The following is a 15095-nucleotide window of genomic DNA, read 5'->3' on the forward strand; positions in this document are numbered from 1 at the left end:
GGACGAATTGTCAACAGACCCTAATGTTCTCAAAATACTTCATTAAATTCCGAATAAAAATCAAATTTGCAGTGTACTCTCGTTTTTATAATGTTAAATTATTAATAATAAATACATTATTTAAAAAATATATAGTAAATGGAAGCGAGAATATGTCATTAGATCATGAAGTCGTCCAGTTGTTTAAGGAACAGGTTTTTCCTTTATCTGAAAAATTGACGGAAATGCTGAATGAACACTATTCACATCAAACCGAGCGTCGTGGCTGTGGCTTTACGCAAGCGACACGTGTTTTGGCAGAATACATCAACTTCCCACGTGATCAAATTGAAGGCACAGACCTAAAAATATTCCAAGATTATGATTTTAAAAAATTAAAAAGAATTATCGATCAAAAGAGTTTGTATGGTTTAGAAATCGAAGATTGGCATAATTTAGATCAGAATGTATCTATTCAAAATTTCATTCGCCAAGCTAAAGATGATGACTTCAAAACTTTAGTGGAACAAGAGGTTCGATTTCAGGCAAATTTAAGAAAAGTGTCACAATCTGCGCAACTCGAAGAAAGTAAAATCATTTGTGCGATGTTGGAGGACGTGATTTTACCCAAGTCAGCGAGTGAAACAGGCTATATCGAAATTCAAACTTTATCAGAAAAGCCAAAAGTTGGCTCATGTCCAATGGCAGAAGCTTTTTTTCTGAAAATTGCGCATCGTTCCATGCTCAGACAGGGCTCAATTAATATTTTTGTGGATGATCAAAATCAGCCGTTGCTGATTGAAAAGATGAATATGGGCGATAATCATTCATGTATTAATTTACAGCCGCTTATAATGAATGGTATACGGATTCCAGTGGGTTCATTATTTTCAGTCGAATATGATATTGAACAAATTATAGATAAAAGCCGAAATAAAGAGTTTAAAGGTTTTATTATTCCGTATCAGGCGATTCAAAAATTTTGGTTTTTACGTTTAACGACATTGGCGATCTCTCCTGAAAATCGTAAGAGGGCGTTTAGTACCCATTTTGAACAGCAAGTACATAATGGGTTATTTAGTCCAGATACGACATTGTTAAAACAATTGGATGATGTTGCAAAGTCGCAACTTAGCGCGCTAAGTATCGGATAGTTTTTTATGTTAAATGTATGTTTTTCGCCACGCTATTTTGCTCAAACGCATACCAATAGCATGGAAAAACTGCTTGCTGTTGCAGAGCAATTACAGCAATTTAATCAAAATAACGTGAAGAACTTTGAATTTCACGAACCAAAAATATTAGACCCTGAGATTTTAAAAGCATTACATTCTCCTAAATATGTTGATGCATTTTTAACAGGACAACCGAATAAGTTAGCAACTTTCGCAGGCTTTAAACCGTGGAATGAGCAGTTGCGTGATGCGGTTTTGGCGATTAATGCAGGTCAATTGATAGCAACAGAATTGGCTTTTGAGCATGGGATTGCTGCAAATATTGCGCAAGGTTTTCATCATGCGCGCCCTGAATACGGTGGTTCATTTTGTACTTTTAATGGTTTGGCTTTGATTGCACAGCAATATCCAAATAAGCGAATCTTCATCTTAGACTGTGACCAGCATGGCGGGGATGGTACGGCTGAATTTACCCGTAAGTATGATAATTTATATAATTTTAGTATTTATGGTCTGGCTTTTGGTTATCCAACTTATGAACGTGCTGAAAGTCGCCATGTACATACTAAGAATGGAAGTTTTGCGCAGTATCTGATGGCATTGCATGAGGCGTTTCAAAAGGCACATGAATGGCAAGCAGATATTATTATTTATCAAGCAGGTATGGATTGCCATCAAGCAGATCCTTATGGTTCAGCGTGGTTCACAACTGAATTGATCAAGAAACGCGATGAAATGGTCTTTAATATGGCAAAAAAAGCAGGGATTCCGATCATGTTTGTTTTGGCAGGAGGCTATCAAGATTTAGAAAACTTAACCGCTTTGCATACGCAAACTTTTCATAGTGCGTATCAAGTGTATTATGGTGAATAGACGTATTTTTAAAATGAATGTATTTTCAATAAAAAGGTGCCTCCTCTATAAAGAGAAGGCACTTTAAATTGACCAATAAAAATATTAAGAAACAATAAGCTCTTCATTCACCAATGGAGTTTCTACGGTAAAGTTAGGCGGTGTGAGTACTGTTTTTCTTAACTCAGGTGAAAGCTCTGGATAATCAAGCGTGTAGTGTAAGCCACGGGATTCCTTACGCTCCATTGCACAACGTACAATCATTTCAGAAACCATGACCAAATTACGCAATTCAATCAAGTTCTTACTGACATGGTAATCTTGGTAATATTCCGTAATTTCCTTTTTCAGCATCTCGATACGATGCAAGGCACGTTGCAAGCGTTTGGTGGTGCGTACAATTCCGACATAGTTCCACATGGTTTGACGTAATTCATCCCAGTTTTGCAGAATCACGACATCTTCATCTGGATTGGTCGATTGTGACGCATCCCATTCAGGGACAGTTGGAAGATCAAAAGCTTGTCCAAATTTTGCTTCGATATCTTTGGCTGCACTCATTCCATAGACAAAACATTCTAAAAGAGAGTTACTTGCCATACGGTTAGCCCCGTGTAAGCCAGTATACGATGTTTCACCAATTGCATATAAGCCCGCAAGATCAGTTTGACTATGCTCATCAACCACGACGCCACCACAGGTATAATGTGCTGCTGGAACAACAGGAATCATCTCTTTGGTAATGTCGATTCCGAGTTCCATTAAACGTGCGTAAAGTGTCGGGAAATGCTCCTTCACAAATTCAGCAGGTTTATGGGTGATGTCAAGCCAGACATGACGTATGCCTAAGCGCTTAATTTCATAATCAATCGCACGTGCAACAATATCACGTGGAGCAAGTTCAGCACGCTCATCAAAACGGAGCATGAAGCGTTCACCATCAGGTAAACGTAAATATGCACCTTCACCACGCATGGCTTCTGTGATTAAAAATGAACGCGCTTGCGGATGATATAAACAAGTTGGGTGGAATTGGTTAAATTCCATGTTCGCTACACGACAGCCTGCACGATATGCCATCGCGATCCCATCACCTGTGGCAATATCAGGATTAGAGGTATAAAGGTAGGCTTTCATTGCACCACCACAGGCGAGGGCAGTAAATGGTGCTAAGAATGTATGTACTGTTTCAGTTTTTTCATCTAAGGCATAGAGACCAACAGCACGATTCTCTTGTTGGGTATGACCTAATTTATGTAAGGTAATGAGATCAACTGCGATGTAATTCTCAAAAATATGAATATTTTTCTTTTCTTGTGCTCTTTGAACCAATGTGGTTGAAATCGCTTTACCTGTTGCATCTGCAGAATGAATGATACGGCGCTGAGAATGTCCACCTTCACGAGTAAGGTGCAATTGCTCATCTTCATCTAAAGTAAATTGCACACCATGATTGAGCAGAAAGTCTACAGACGGGCGACCACCTTCAACTGTATGTTTCACTGCTTCTAATTCACATAATTGCGCACCTGCAATCATAGTGTCATCAATATGCTGTTGAATAGAATCTGTTTCATCGAGAACAGCAGCAACACCACCTTGAGCAAAATAAGTGCTCGCATCGGTCAGTGTCGATTTAGCTAAAACAGCAATATTAAAATGTTCAGGCAAGGATAAAGCTAAACTTAAACCAGCACCGCCACTACCCACAATAATCACATCAAATTGATGTGTTGTGTTTAAATTAGACATGTCCATCAGCTAATTTCAAAAAAGTCTGCTTATAACACTCTTTTTTTGAACAAATTACAATAGTTATACGTGTCAGATTTTAGTCTAAATACTAGATATAAGGACTTTTAAGAAATAATTAAGTAAAGTCTTGTTTTATAAAAAAATGAAAACATATTATTACGCAAAGACATCAAATAGTATGTTACAAACATTTTTAAGTAAAAACACAAGATGTAGGTTCGTGATAAATGAGTAATGGTCTAGTACAAAAGGGAATGTATGCAGCAGTCTTTACTGTCGCTGCGGCAACATCACAAGTTCAAGCTTCGACACCTGTTGATTTTTCAAACTTGGTAGAACAAGTCAGCCCTGCGGTTGTGAGTGTCAATGTTGTTAAAAAAATATCTCAGGAAGAATTGTTACAACAACAAGTTCCTGAAATTTTAAAACGTTTCTTTGGTAATCAGATCATTATTCCACAGCAGCGTGCACCACAAGAAAAAACAGCGTACGGTAGTGCTTTTTTTATCAGTAAAGATGGTTACTTATTGACAAACCATCATGTGGTAGAAGATGCATCTAAAGTGACCATCATGCTCAACGATCGTCGTGAGATTGATGCAAAAGTTGTTGGTAGTGATGAACGTACCGATGTCGCATTATTAAAAGTTGAAGGCAATAATTTCCCATCATTGTCCGTTGGGAATATTGACCAGCTTAAAGTAGGTCAACCTGTTCTCGCGATTGGTTCACCATTTGGTTTTGACTATTCAGCTTCTGCGGGGATTGTGAGTGCCAAATCACGTAATATGATGGGTGAAACTTCAGTTCCATTTATCCAAACTGATGTAGCTTTGAACCCAGGTAACTCTGGTGGTCCATTGTTCAATCAACAAGGGCAAGTGGTCGGTGTGAACTCTCGTATTTTTAGTGGTACGGGTGGTTATATGGGCTTGTCATTCTCCATTCCAATTGATGTGGCAATGGATGTCGTCGATCAACTGAAAAAGAATGGTAAAGTCACCCGTTCTTATCTGGGCGTAATGTTGCAAGATATTGATCGTAACTTAGCAGAAGCTTATAAACTAGATAAACCAGAAGGTTCATTGATTACTCAAGTTGCGCCTGACTCTCCTGCGGCAAAAGCAGGGTTTAGATCTGGTGATGTGATCATGAAATACAATGGTTCACCGATTTCTCGTACATCTGAATTGTTAAACTATCTGAATCGTACTCAACCAGGGCAATCAGTTCGTCTAGAAGTATTACGTGATGATAAGCCAAAAGTGATTTCTGCGACCTTAACCGTTGCTCCTGATGATACGCCTGCAAAAGAAGATGCGGTACAAAGTGCAACAAAGGCACGTAAAGGACCTGTTCTAGGTGTTGCTATTCGCAACTTAACTGAGCAAGAGAAAACTAAATCTGGTGTCAAAGGTGGTGTACTCATTCAGGATGTTACACTAGGTGGTTTGGCTGCACAGTCTCGTATTAGAGCAGGTGATATTATTACTCAAGTGAATAATAAGAAAGTGAACACTGCCAACGATTTTGTCGAGGCAGTTGCTGACTTGCAGAAAAATACCGTAGCGCGTGTGGCGATTGTTCGTGAAGGGCAACATGCGATGATTGGTTTACGTATTCAATAATAGAATTAATTTTGATGCGAATGAGCCACTCAAAGAGTGGCTTTTTTGTGTAAAAATATCCGTGTATTTAAAATCGAAGATTAAATTGTTTTAAAAATTAAAGTATTTTTAAAAGATTATCAGGGTAAGGAAATGTCACATGAGTTCATTATTTGATTTAACCATTCAAGTTAAACCAGAACATATCGATGTTTTAGGTCATGTGAATAATGTGGTGTATGTACAGTGGATGCAAGATGTTGCATCAGCACATATTGAACAATTAGGTGTAGGCTTAGAGCAATATCTTGAAATGAAACATGCAATGGTCGCTGTTGAACATCAAGTTCAATATCGTAAAGCGGCCATGTTGGAGGATGAGATCATTTTGCGCACGTGGTTGTATGACATCAATGCTTTGTATTCATTCCGCCAATATGCTTTTTTTAATGCCAAAGACAAAAGTCTATTATTTACAGGCAATACCAAGTGGGCATGTATAGAAATAGCCACTGGTCGTCCTAAACGCATGTCACCGACTTTTATTCAAGCGTATCAACCAATTGCTACGGATGTTGATCCTTATGATCTTAGCTCAATCGTGAGTATTTAAAAATTTTTAGCATTGGATTATGAAAAAATTAAAAGTATTAACAACACCTCGCTTGATTTTAGATGAGATTGGTACGGATGATGCAGCCGCAATTTTTGAACTATTTTCCAATGATGCTGTACTTGAGTTTTATGATGTTAAAAAATTAACTAGGCGTGAAAAAGCGCATGACCTCGTTGTGCGCTTTCATCAAAAGTGGCTAGATCAGCAAGCTTATCGTTATGCCATTCGCTTAAAAGATGAGAATTTCCCTCACTCATCGAGTACTCGATTGATTGGTAGTTTCGGGGTAAATCGTGTTTTAGAGGTTGAGGGTAAATATGGTGTCGTGATTGGATGTGAGCTGCATCCAGACTATTGGCAAAAAGGCTATATGTCGGAAGTTTTGAGTCGAATTTTAATGGAACTCAAAACCCAACCATTATTTGAAAAGAAAATCAGCTTTGTTGTTGCTGAAGTGTATGAGGGAAATGTAGGCTCGATGAATCTGCTTTTGAAGCATGGTTTTCAACAAGTTAAATCAAAAGTCGCTGAACAAATTCGTTTAAATTTAGAGATTAGTGCCCGACAGATTTTTAAACAAGATTTTGAATAGCGCGTATTATTTTTTCCGAGCTGAATCAGTCTTAAATTCTTTCAATATTCAGCACAATATAATCCTTTTCCTATAACGCCATTCTGCTATAATCCGTGCCAATTTCATAAACGCTTTTGCTATGTAGTTTTAATTTTCATACATAGCGCTATTCATTGTTCAAGGTAGCCCATGGCGCAAGCTAAAAAATCTGTTGATATTAAAAATATCCGAAACTTCTCGATCATCGCGCATATTGACCACGGAAAGTCGACACTTGCTGACCGTTTTATTCAAACCTGTGGCGGTTTGCAAGATCGTGAAATGCAAGCGCAAGTTCTTGACTCTATGGAGTTAGAACGTGAACGTGGGATTACTATTAAAGCCACATCTGTGACTTTGTATTATACACATCCAAATGGTCAAGAGTATCAATTGAACTTCATTGACACCCCAGGACACGTGGACTTTTCGTATGAAGTGTCACGTTCTCTAGCGGCGTGTGAAGGTGCATTATTGGTTGTGGATGCTGCACAAGGTGTTGAAGCACAGTCTGTTGCAAACTGCTATACCGCGATCGAGCAAGGTTTAGAAGTTTTACCCGTTTTAAATAAAATTGATTTACCACAGGCAGAGCCTGAGCGTGTGATTCAAGAGATTGAAGACATCATCGGAATTGAAGCAACTGAAGCACCGACTTGTTCTGCGAAAACGGGTCTAGGTATTGAAGGTGTTTTAGAAACATTGGTCAATGTGATTCCTGCACCAGAAGGTGATCGTGATGCACCATTACAAGCGTTGATCGTTGACTCTTGGTTCGATAACTACTTAGGCGTTGTGTCTTTGGTACGTGTGAAACAAGGTCGCGTGAAAAAAGGCGACAAGATGTTGATGAAATCAACAGGTCAAACGCACATCATTACTTCTGTTGGTATTTTTAATCCAAAGCACACTGAAACAGGTATTTTGGAAGCTGGTGAAGTTGGCTTTGTGATTGCTGGAATCAAAGACATCTTTGGTGCGCCAGTCGGGGATACGATTACCCTAGCAACAACACCAGAAGTTGCTACTTTACCAGGTTTTAAAAAGGTTAAACCTCAAGTTTACGCAGGTTTATTCCCGATTGATGCCAGTGATTTTGAACCGTTCCGTGAAGCTTTGCACAAACTACAAATTAACGATTCTGCATTGTTTTTTGAACCTGAAAGCTCAGATGCTTTAGGTTTTGGTTTCCGTTGTGGCTTCTTGGGAATGCTACACATGGAAATCGTACAAGAGCGTTTAGAGCGTGAGTACGATTTAGACCTGATCAGCTCTGCACCGACCGTAATCTATGAAGCATTGATGAAAAATGGCGATACTAAATACATCGACAGCCCGTCAAAAATGCCTGATGGTTCAACAGTTGAAGATTTACGTGAACCGATTGCAGAATGTCATATTCTCGTGCCTCAAGACTACTTGGGTAATGTCATGACTTTATGTGTTGAGCGCCGTGGTGTGCAAAAAGACATGAAATTTATGGCAAACCAAGTATCAATTACCTTTGAAATCCCAATGGCTGAAGTGGTGATGGATTTCTTTGATAAATTAAAGTCTTGTTCGCGCGGTTTTGCATCACTCGATTACAATTTTGTACGTTTTGAGTCTTCATCTTTGGTTAAGGTGGACGTGTTAATTAATGGTGATAAGGTTGATGCCTTAGCCATGATTTGCCATCGTCAAGATGCTCGTCATCGTGGTATTGCATTGGTAGAAAAAATGAAAGACTTGATTCCTCGTCAAATGTTTGATGTGGCAATTCAGGCTGCCATTGGTGCACAGATTATTGCACGTTCTACAGTGAAAGCGATGCGTAAAAACGTATTGGCGAAGTGTTATGGTGGTGACGTTTCACGTAAGAAGAAACTGTTATCTAAACAGAAAGAAGGTAAGAAACGTATGAAGCAAGTGGGAAGTGTTGAAATTCCTCAAGAAGCGTTCCTTGCTGTGTTAAAAGTAGACAGATAAAAACTAGAGGTCTGATTGCTCATGGATTTTGATTTTAATTTAATTCTCGTACCTGCGACGCTTATCTTTTTCGGCTTATGGTTGCTGGATAAGTTTGTTTTGAAGCAACGTGCAACAAAAGGTAAGGGGAATGAAAATTTTATCATTTCATGGGCTTACGACTTCTGGCCAGTGCTTGCAGTGGTTTTAGTGCTGCGTTCATTCTTTTTTGAACCGTTTAATATCCCGTCTGACTCTATGGTTCCAACCTTAGAAACAGGTGATTATATTTTGGTCAATAAATACCAATATGGCGTTCGTTTACCGATTACCAATACCAAGATTATCGATGTTGGTGAGCCACAGCGTGGCGATGTTGCCGTTTTCCGTTATCCTGAAAATCCGAAAATCAGCTATATCAAGCGTATTATTGGTTTACCAGGTGATCATATTGAATTTAATAATGGTCAATTGATCATCAATGGTAAAAATGTCGAGCAGATTCCGACTGAGTTCAGTCGTGAAAAAGATATTCTGGATACACCAAAGTCGATCTATTACTATGAAAAAATGGGTGAACATAAGCATTTAGTTCGCCTACTTGAAGGTCAAAATACACTGGTTACAGCATTTAACTATGCGCAGAAAAAACAAGACCTTCCGTATGTCGCTACTGCTAACGATCGCTTTGTCAAAACCAATGGGCAAAGTTGGGAAGTGACCGTACCAAAAGGTCAATATTTTGCGATGGGTGATAACCGTGACCAAAGTGCGGACAGTCGTTTTTGGGGCTTTGTACCTGAAGAAAACTTAACAGGTCATGCGATCTATGTGTGGATGCACAAAGAACCTGGTCTGAAAGTTCCATCATTTAGCCGTAATGGTACAATTAACTAAGAGCGCCATGTTCAGGTTTAAAATAAAGATCAATTTTTATTGATCTTTATTTTTATCTATTAAAACCTCAGTTTTCGTCACTTTGTAAGAAAAAACACGATAACAAATAATTACAACTAGTAAGTTGCATGAATTTTAAGGATAATAAGCATCTTAGATTTTTTGATAAATTTATAAATTTAATTGTTCAAAAGTCTATACCTTATTGAAGGTTGTGAAACAGTTTGAATCAATCCAATTGATCATTCCACGTCATTATTTTCAATTGGAATTAAGGATTATTCTTTTACCTGTTGGATATAAAAAATGCGTAAAAATCAACAAGGCGCTTCATATATTGGAATTTTAGTGGGGATAATTGCTGCAGCATTTCTATTGAAGATCATAGTTGCTGTATGGCCATTATATTGGGATGATCGGATGATTAATGATCAGATTTCTACATTGGTTAAGAATAGCCCATCAGACATCACGCCCACACAGTTTAGTTCCAAAATGGGACAGAATTTTGATATGAACAATATTCGAGATGTTAAATTCAACGATATTGCCACTGTATCGACAAAAGATGGTTTACAAGTGACTAAGAAATATGAAGTGCGAAAGCCTTTCATGCTGAATATTGATTTAGTCCTCACATTCGAGAAGAGTTTTGATAAAAGGTCAGTTGAAAGTAAGTGATCCTCGCTTACAAAGCAGAATTGGTTATCAGTTTAAACAATACGAGTTATTACAGCTCGCGCTGACACACCGCTCGGTGAGTCACAAATACAATTATGAACGCCTAGAGTTTCTAGGCGATTCATTGCTTGGGATGATTATTGCCAATTATCTCTATCATGAATACCCTCAGGAAAACGAAGGTCGCTTAACGCGTATGCGTGCAACTTTAGTGCGTCAAGAAGCCTTGGGTAAAATTGCCAATGATTTAAACCTTAGTAAAAGTTTAATTCTCAGTACAGGTGAATTGAAATCTGGCGGTCATCATCGTGAGTCAATATTGGCAGATACAGTTGAATCCATTATTGGTGCGATTTATACCGATAGTCAGGACTTACCATTATTACGTTCAATCGTGTTGAAATGGTATGAACCTTACCTTGAAAATATTGAACCAACGGATCAATTAAAAGATCCGAAGTCTCGCCTACAAGAATATCTACAAGCTCATAAAAAACATTTGCCGATTTATGAGGTTGTAGATATTCAGGGTGATGCACCGAATCAACATTTTAAAGTAGAATGTACCGTAGATGGCTTACCTAAAATGATGGGTGAGGGATCGAGCCGTCGCTTTGCAGAACAGGCAGTTGCGGCGGATTTTTTAAAGCTATTGGAGCAGTAAACTGCATGAATACACATTCCGATCACAACGATGCTGATCACGAGCCGTCTGAAAACGGCAATGACTTAATTAACCAGTTTTTTAGTTCGCAAGGGACAGAAATTCCTGCGGATTATAAAAGTGGATTTGTGGCAATTGTAGGTCGCCCGAACGTGGGTAAATCGACTTTGATGAACCATATTTTGGGTCAAAAGTTATCGATTACTTCGCGTAAACCACAGACTACTCGCCATAAAATTGTCGGGATCGACAGCCGTGAGACATCACAAGCGGTATTTGTAGATACCCCAGGGATGCACAAGAAAGAAGTGCGTGCCATTAACAAAATGATGAATCGTGCAGCGCATTCTGCATTGCGTGATGTTAATTTGGTTTTATTTGTTTTAGATGCAGACAAATGGACTCAGAACGATGAGTTGGTATTGGAAAAGCTGAAAAATGCAGATATGCCAGTGATTCTTGTGATCAATAAAATTGATACACTGGAAAATAAAAACCATGCTTTGCCATTGATTCAAGAACGTGCAAAATTAATGAATTTCGCAGAAATTGTTCCTGTATCTGCGCTACGTGGTGCAAATTTAGATCATTTGCGTAATACCATTGAAAAATATCTTCCATTCCAACCACCACTATATGCGCTAGAACAGTTAACAGACCGTTCTGAACGTTTCCTTGCGAGTGAAATCATTCGTGAGAAAATCATGCGTCAGTTGGGTGAAGAACTTCCATATGATTTAACGGTTCAAATTGAATCATTTAAAACAGAAGAGGCGACCATCAACGAAAAAACGGGTCGTCCTAAAGCAGCGTGTACTTATATCGATGCGACTATTTTTGTTGATCGCCCTGGACAAAAAGCCATCGTAATTGGTGAAAAAGGTGCTAAGCTGAAAAAAATTGGTATGGATGCACGTGTCGATATGGAAAAAATGTTCGAACAAAAGATCATGCTCACACTTTGGGTGAAAGTGAAAGGTGGTTGGTCTGATGATGAACGTGCACTAAAAAGTTTAGGTTATAGTGATATTTAATCGCTAAATTTTAAAGGAATAAAACTGTAATGATCAAAGTAATTGCTATTGTGACATGTATTTTCATGCTTCAAGGTTGTGTACATAAACTCGTTACAGTTCCTGTAAAAGTTGCCTATAAAACTACGAAAGGGGTTGTCAAAGGGACAGCCGCTGTCGTAGGTGCAGTCATCCCAGATGGTGATGACGAAGATGAAGAAAAAGATAAGAAAAAAGATTGATTATGATGAATCATCATTTCAGTGTGAGTGAAACACTGATTTATGCGTAATGAAGTTTTACATGGTTATTTAATTCATCATCGTAAGTACAGAGAACGTAGTCATATCGTCCACTTGTTTACGCAAGAGCATGGACGTGTCGATGGTATTCTCCGTCAAACACCCCCACCGCAATATCAGCCGATTACCTTAACGGCTTCTGGAAAATCTGAACTTAAAAATTTTTCTAAACTGGAAATACTCAATCAACCTGTTTTCTTTTATGGTGATGCGTTTTTTTCAGGTTTTTATTTAAATGAAATTATTCTTCGCTTATGTCCGCTAGAGCAGGAAATGCCTGATACTTTTGAGCAATATCATTTAACTTTACAGCATTTACAAAAATTGGCTGATCATTCACAAGCAGATTTATTTTTAAGACAAATTTTACGTCAGTTTGAACATGCATTATTAGAAGAATTGGGTTATCCCCTAGATTATGCACATGATTCAAATCAACACGAAATTATCGAAAATCAGCGTTATCAATTTCAATTGTCCGACGGTTTTATTCCTGTTGCACATAGCTCATCCGCGACATTGTCAGGACAGAAAATTCTCAGTATGGCAAATTATGAAAAGGGTATGGATTTTAATCCAGAACAGTTACAATTATTAGCCAAGCTGTATCGACAGATGATCACATCGTTACTGGGTGATCGACCTTTGAAAAGTCGTCAACTTTGGATTCAAAATGCTCAATCTAAATCATTGAGTCGTTAATTTCATTTTAGTTTTTCATTTATTGTTCATTAGGAAAATGTTATGGCTGCATTGCTAGGTGTAAACATCGATCACGTTGCAACACTCAGACAAGCGCGTGGTACAACTTATCCTGATCCTGTGAAAGCCGCACTGGTTTGCGAACAAGCAGGGGCAGAGGGCATTACTTTACATTTACGTGAAGATCGTCGTCATATCCAAGATGATGATGTACGTCGTATGCGTCCTGTGTTGAAGACGAGAATGAATTTGGAAATTGCTGTGACTGATGAAATGGTGGCATTCGCCAAAGAGATCAAGCCACATCATGTATGTTTTGTCCCTGAAAAGCGCCAAGAAGTGACCACAGAAGGTGGCTTGGATGTGGTTGGACATTTTGATGATGTAAAAGCTGCAACTCAGGCACTTACTGCGATTGGTTGTGATGTATCTTTATTTATTGATCCTGATTTTGCTCAAATTGATGCCGCAATTGCATGTGGTGCACCAACGATTGAATTACACACAGGTGCTTATGCGGAAGCTTATGATGAAGATACGCATCACCATGAATTAGAGCGCATTATCAAAAGTGTTGAATATGCTGCTTCTAAAGGTTTAGTGGTGAATGCAGGGCATGGCTTGAACCTGAAAAATGTTGCAGAAATTGCGGCAATTCCACAAATTCATGAGTTGAATATTGGTCACTCGATTATTGCTGAAAGTGTCTTTGTTGGCTTAGAACAAGCTGTGAAAGATATGAAAGTTGCGATTCAAGCAGCAAGTTAATTGTTTTTGTAAGTTGGTTTTTTAAAGTTAGTTATTTTTGTTTTACCTTATTGAATATTGATCATGTCAAATTTGAATTATGATGAACTGATGCAACCAGTGATTGCTTTTTTAGGCTGTGAAACGCCAAAAGTTTGGTTGGATGAGGCATTGAACAATCTCCCTTTGCTTATGCAAGATCATGCAAACTGTGAAAAGAAAGCAGCTGGAACTGCGATGAATTTAATGTTCCGCTATAGCTTTTTTACCGATTTGCAGGTGAAGTTGGCGCAACTTGTTCGTGAAGAAATGTTGCATTATGAGCAAGTTTTAGAGTTTATGACCAAACGCGGTCAAGAGTGGCAGGGTTTAAGTGCAGGTCGTTATGCAGGTGGTCTGCGTAAGGAAATCCGTACTTATGAGCCTGAAGCTTTGATTGATATTTTAGTGATAGGTGCTTTTGTGGAAGCACGTTCGTGTGAGCGTTTTTATGCTTTAGCACCGATTGTGGATGAAGAGTTAGGGCGTTATTATCGATATTTGTTGAAGTCTGAATCTCGTCATTATGAAGATTATTTGACTTTGGCTTTGGATGTTGCCAAAACTGCGAAGTTGAAAGATCCTGAAGAGGATATTCAACAACGGATTGAGTTGATTCGTGAAGTGGAAAAAGAATTAATTTTAAGTCCAGATAAGTTATTCCGCTTTCATAGTGGCGTACCGATGAAAGCTGTTGCTTGATGTTTTAAATGTTTAAAGAGAGGGAAGTGGTGACACTTCCTTTTTTTTTGTTTTGACAAAGCCAAGTTTTTACCCCAATATTTTAAGCACTCTTTAACAGCTTATATAAATCAATAACTTGCAAGTTTAATAAAAAACTTGGGTATTTTACATATTTTTGAAATAACTCTATGTTTTTATTTTGTTTGTGGTTAGAATTTTACTGTTCACTGCCATGTAGGCAGCTTAGAAAACTGATGAAACAGTGTTGCAGGGTCATAAAACGTTCACTGCCATGTAGGCAGCTTAGAAAAGCAGGATCAAGAACTTTTTGATTAGCAGTGTGTTCACTGCCATGTAGGCAGCTTAGAAAAGCAGGATCAAGAACTTTTTGATTAGCAGTGTGTTCACTGCCATGTAGGCAGCTTAGAAATTTTCACACATGGAATGGATTAATTTTAAGAAGTTCACTGCCATGTAGGCAGCTTAGAAAATCAGTCAACACTGTTGGATCATCAACGCCATGTTCACTGCCATGTAGGCAGCTTAGAAAGTACTTATCTCGTGCCTTAACTGAAGAAAATAGTTCACTGCCATGTAGGCAGCTTAGAAAACTAACAGTTGAAGCATTAGCTTGATTAATTAGTTCACTGCCATGTAGGCAGCTTAGAAAGATTGATTTAGAAGAAGTCATAGAAGCACAAGGTTCACTGCCATGTAGGCAGCTTAGAAATGAATTTACGTCAGCCCATTTTCGGGCTCACGGTTCACTGCCATGTAGGCAGCTTAGAAAAATGCAGTTAATATCCATCCAATTGAGCTTGT

15 protein-coding genes and 1 CRISPR repeat array are annotated in these 15095 nt (G+C 38.4%); of the genes, 14 read left to right on the plus strand and 1 reads right to left on the minus strand.

What is annotated here, in order from left to right; translation table 11 throughout:
• Positions 1–152: 152 nt before the first annotated feature.
• Together EXE09_RS17750 and EXE09_RS17755 are read left to right on the plus strand one after the other, a co-directional pair.
• Positions 153–1133, plus strand: a complete 981-nt coding sequence (locus EXE09_RS17750; protein ID WP_130118156.1) for a hypothetical protein — start codon at positions 153–155, stop codon at positions 1131–1133.
• A gap of 6 nt (positions 1134–1139) precedes the next feature.
• Positions 1140–2027, plus strand: a complete 888-nt coding sequence (locus tag EXE09_RS17755) for a histone deacetylase (RefSeq protein WP_130118157.1) — start codon at positions 1140–1142, stop codon at positions 2025–2027.
• An 84-nt stretch (positions 2028–2111) separates the two neighbouring features.
• Here the strand turns inward: EXE09_RS17755 and nadB are convergent, their stop codons facing one another.
• Positions 2112–3764: an L-aspartate oxidase gene (gene nadB, locus EXE09_RS17760; protein ID WP_130118158.1), complete on the minus strand. Its 1653-nt coding sequence runs from the start codon at positions 3762–3764 to the stop codon at positions 2112–2114.
• Between the two features lie 224 nt (positions 3765–3988).
• Here nadB and EXE09_RS17765 point away from each other — a divergent pair, with 224 nt between their 5' ends.
• The 12 genes from EXE09_RS17765 to EXE09_RS17820 all read left to right on the plus strand — a co-directional run bounded on the left by EXE09_RS17765 (position 3989) and on the right by EXE09_RS17820 (position 14291).
• Positions 3989–5389, plus strand: a complete 1401-nt coding sequence (locus EXE09_RS17765) for a Do family serine endopeptidase (protein ID WP_087552448.1) — start codon at positions 3989–3991, stop codon at positions 5387–5389.
• 139 nt (positions 5390–5528) lie between these two features.
• Positions 5529–5981: an acyl-CoA thioesterase gene (locus EXE09_RS17770; RefSeq protein WP_130118159.1), complete on the plus strand. Its 453-nt coding sequence runs from the start codon at positions 5529–5531 to the stop codon at positions 5979–5981.
• A 19-nt stretch (positions 5982–6000) separates the two neighbouring features.
• Positions 6001–6576 carry a GNAT family N-acetyltransferase gene (locus EXE09_RS17775; protein ID WP_130118160.1) on the plus strand — a complete coding sequence of 192 codons (576 nt, stop codon included), beginning with the start codon at positions 6001–6003 and terminating at the stop codon, positions 6574–6576.
• A 171-nt stretch (positions 6577–6747) separates the two neighbouring features.
• Positions 6748–8565 carry a translation elongation factor 4 gene (gene lepA / locus EXE09_RS17780; RefSeq protein WP_068974738.1) on the plus strand — a complete coding sequence of 606 codons (1818 nt, stop codon included), beginning with the start codon at positions 6748–6750 and terminating at the stop codon, positions 8563–8565.
• Positions 8566–8586: 21 nt separating this feature from the next.
• On the plus strand, positions 8587–9441 hold the full coding sequence (lepB, locus tag EXE09_RS17785) for a signal peptidase I (protein WP_130118161.1): 855 nt from the start codon (positions 8587–8589) through the stop codon (positions 9439–9441).
• Between the two features lie 306 nt (positions 9442–9747).
• Positions 9748–10122, plus strand: a complete 375-nt coding sequence (locus EXE09_RS17790) for a DUF4845 domain-containing protein (protein WP_130118162.1) — start codon at positions 9748–9750, stop codon at positions 10120–10122.
• On the plus strand, positions 10094–10786 hold the full coding sequence (gene rnc, locus EXE09_RS17795) for a ribonuclease III (RefSeq protein ID WP_068974735.1): 693 nt from the start codon (positions 10094–10096) through the stop codon (positions 10784–10786). The genes EXE09_RS17790 and rnc overlap by 29 nt, the downstream gene beginning before the upstream one ends.
• Positions 10787–10791: 5 nt before the next feature.
• A complete protein-coding gene (gene era, locus EXE09_RS17800; protein WP_068974734.1) occupies positions 10792–11820 on the plus strand; it encodes a GTPase Era in 1029 nt (342 codons plus the stop codon).
• 29 nt (positions 11821–11849) lie between these two features.
• Positions 11850–12041: an NF038104 family lipoprotein gene (locus tag EXE09_RS17805; RefSeq protein WP_087552444.1), complete on the plus strand. Its 192-nt coding sequence runs from the start codon at positions 11850–11852 to the stop codon at positions 12039–12041.
• 42 nt (positions 12042–12083) lie between these two features.
• On the plus strand, positions 12084–12803 hold the full coding sequence (recO, locus tag EXE09_RS17810; protein WP_130118163.1) for a DNA repair protein RecO: 720 nt from the start codon (positions 12084–12086) through the stop codon (positions 12801–12803).
• Between the two features lie 42 nt (positions 12804–12845).
• The gene (gene pdxJ, locus EXE09_RS17815) at positions 12846–13571 is read left to right on the plus strand and encodes a pyridoxine 5'-phosphate synthase (protein WP_130118164.1); all 726 of its coding nucleotides are present in this window, start codon (positions 12846–12848) and stop codon (positions 13569–13571) included.
• A 63-nt stretch (positions 13572–13634) separates the two neighbouring features.
• Positions 13635–14291: a tRNA-(ms[2]io[6]A)-hydroxylase gene (locus EXE09_RS17820; protein ID WP_130118165.1), complete on the plus strand. Its 657-nt coding sequence runs from the start codon at positions 13635–13637 to the stop codon at positions 14289–14291.
• 204 nt (positions 14292–14495) lie between these two features.
• Positions 14496–15063: direct repeats of the CRISPR family, unit length 28 nt; unit sequence GTTCACTGCCATGTAGGCAGCTTAGAAA.
• Positions 15064–15095: the final 32 nt, after the last annotated feature.

Source organism: Acinetobacter sp. WCHAc060025 (assembly GCF_004209355.1).
GTDB lineage: Bacteria > Pseudomonadota > Gammaproteobacteria > Pseudomonadales > Moraxellaceae > Acinetobacter > Acinetobacter wuhouensis.

What these genes read in the sequence shown, in the direction of transcription:
- lepB (WP_130118161.1), top strand. Translation starts at nt 8,587, where the DNA reads ATGGATTTTGATTTTAATTTAATTCTCGTACCTGCGACGCTTATCTTT.
- EXE09_RS17765 (WP_087552448.1), top strand. Translation starts at nt 3,989, where the DNA reads ATGAGTAATGGTCTAGTACAAAAGGGAATGTATGCAGCAGTCTTTACT.
- EXE09_RS17790 (WP_130118162.1), top strand. Translation starts at nt 9,748, where the DNA reads ATGCGTAAAAATCAACAAGGCGCTTCATATATTGGAATTTTAGTGGGG.
- recO (WP_130118163.1), top strand. Translation starts at nt 12,084, where the DNA reads ATGCGTAATGAAGTTTTACATGGTTATTTAATTCATCATCGTAAGTAC.
- era (WP_068974734.1), top strand. Translation starts at nt 10,792, where the DNA reads ATGAATACACATTCCGATCACAACGATGCTGATCACGAGCCGTCTGAA.
- EXE09_RS17805 (WP_087552444.1), top strand. Translation starts at nt 11,850, where the DNA reads ATGATCAAAGTAATTGCTATTGTGACATGTATTTTCATGCTTCAAGGT.
- lepA (WP_068974738.1), top strand. Translation starts at nt 6,748, where the DNA reads ATGGCGCAAGCTAAAAAATCTGTTGATATTAAAAATATCCGAAACTTC.
- EXE09_RS17820 (WP_130118165.1), top strand. Translation starts at nt 13,635, where the DNA reads ATGTCAAATTTGAATTATGATGAACTGATGCAACCAGTGATTGCTTTT.
- pdxJ (WP_130118164.1), top strand. Translation starts at nt 12,846, where the DNA reads ATGGCTGCATTGCTAGGTGTAAACATCGATCACGTTGCAACACTCAGA.
- EXE09_RS17755 (WP_130118157.1), top strand. Translation starts at nt 1,140, where the DNA reads ATGTTAAATGTATGTTTTTCGCCACGCTATTTTGCTCAAACGCATACC.
- EXE09_RS17770 (WP_130118159.1), top strand. Translation starts at nt 5,529, where the DNA reads ATGAGTTCATTATTTGATTTAACCATTCAAGTTAAACCAGAACATATC.
- nadB (WP_130118158.1), bottom strand. Translation starts at nt 3,764, where the DNA reads ATGGACATGTCTAATTTAAACACAACACATCAATTTGATGTGATTATT.
- EXE09_RS17775 (WP_130118160.1), top strand. Translation starts at nt 6,001, where the DNA reads ATGAAAAAATTAAAAGTATTAACAACACCTCGCTTGATTTTAGATGAG.
- EXE09_RS17750 (WP_130118156.1), top strand. Translation starts at nt 153, where the DNA reads ATGTCATTAGATCATGAAGTCGTCCAGTTGTTTAAGGAACAGGTTTTT.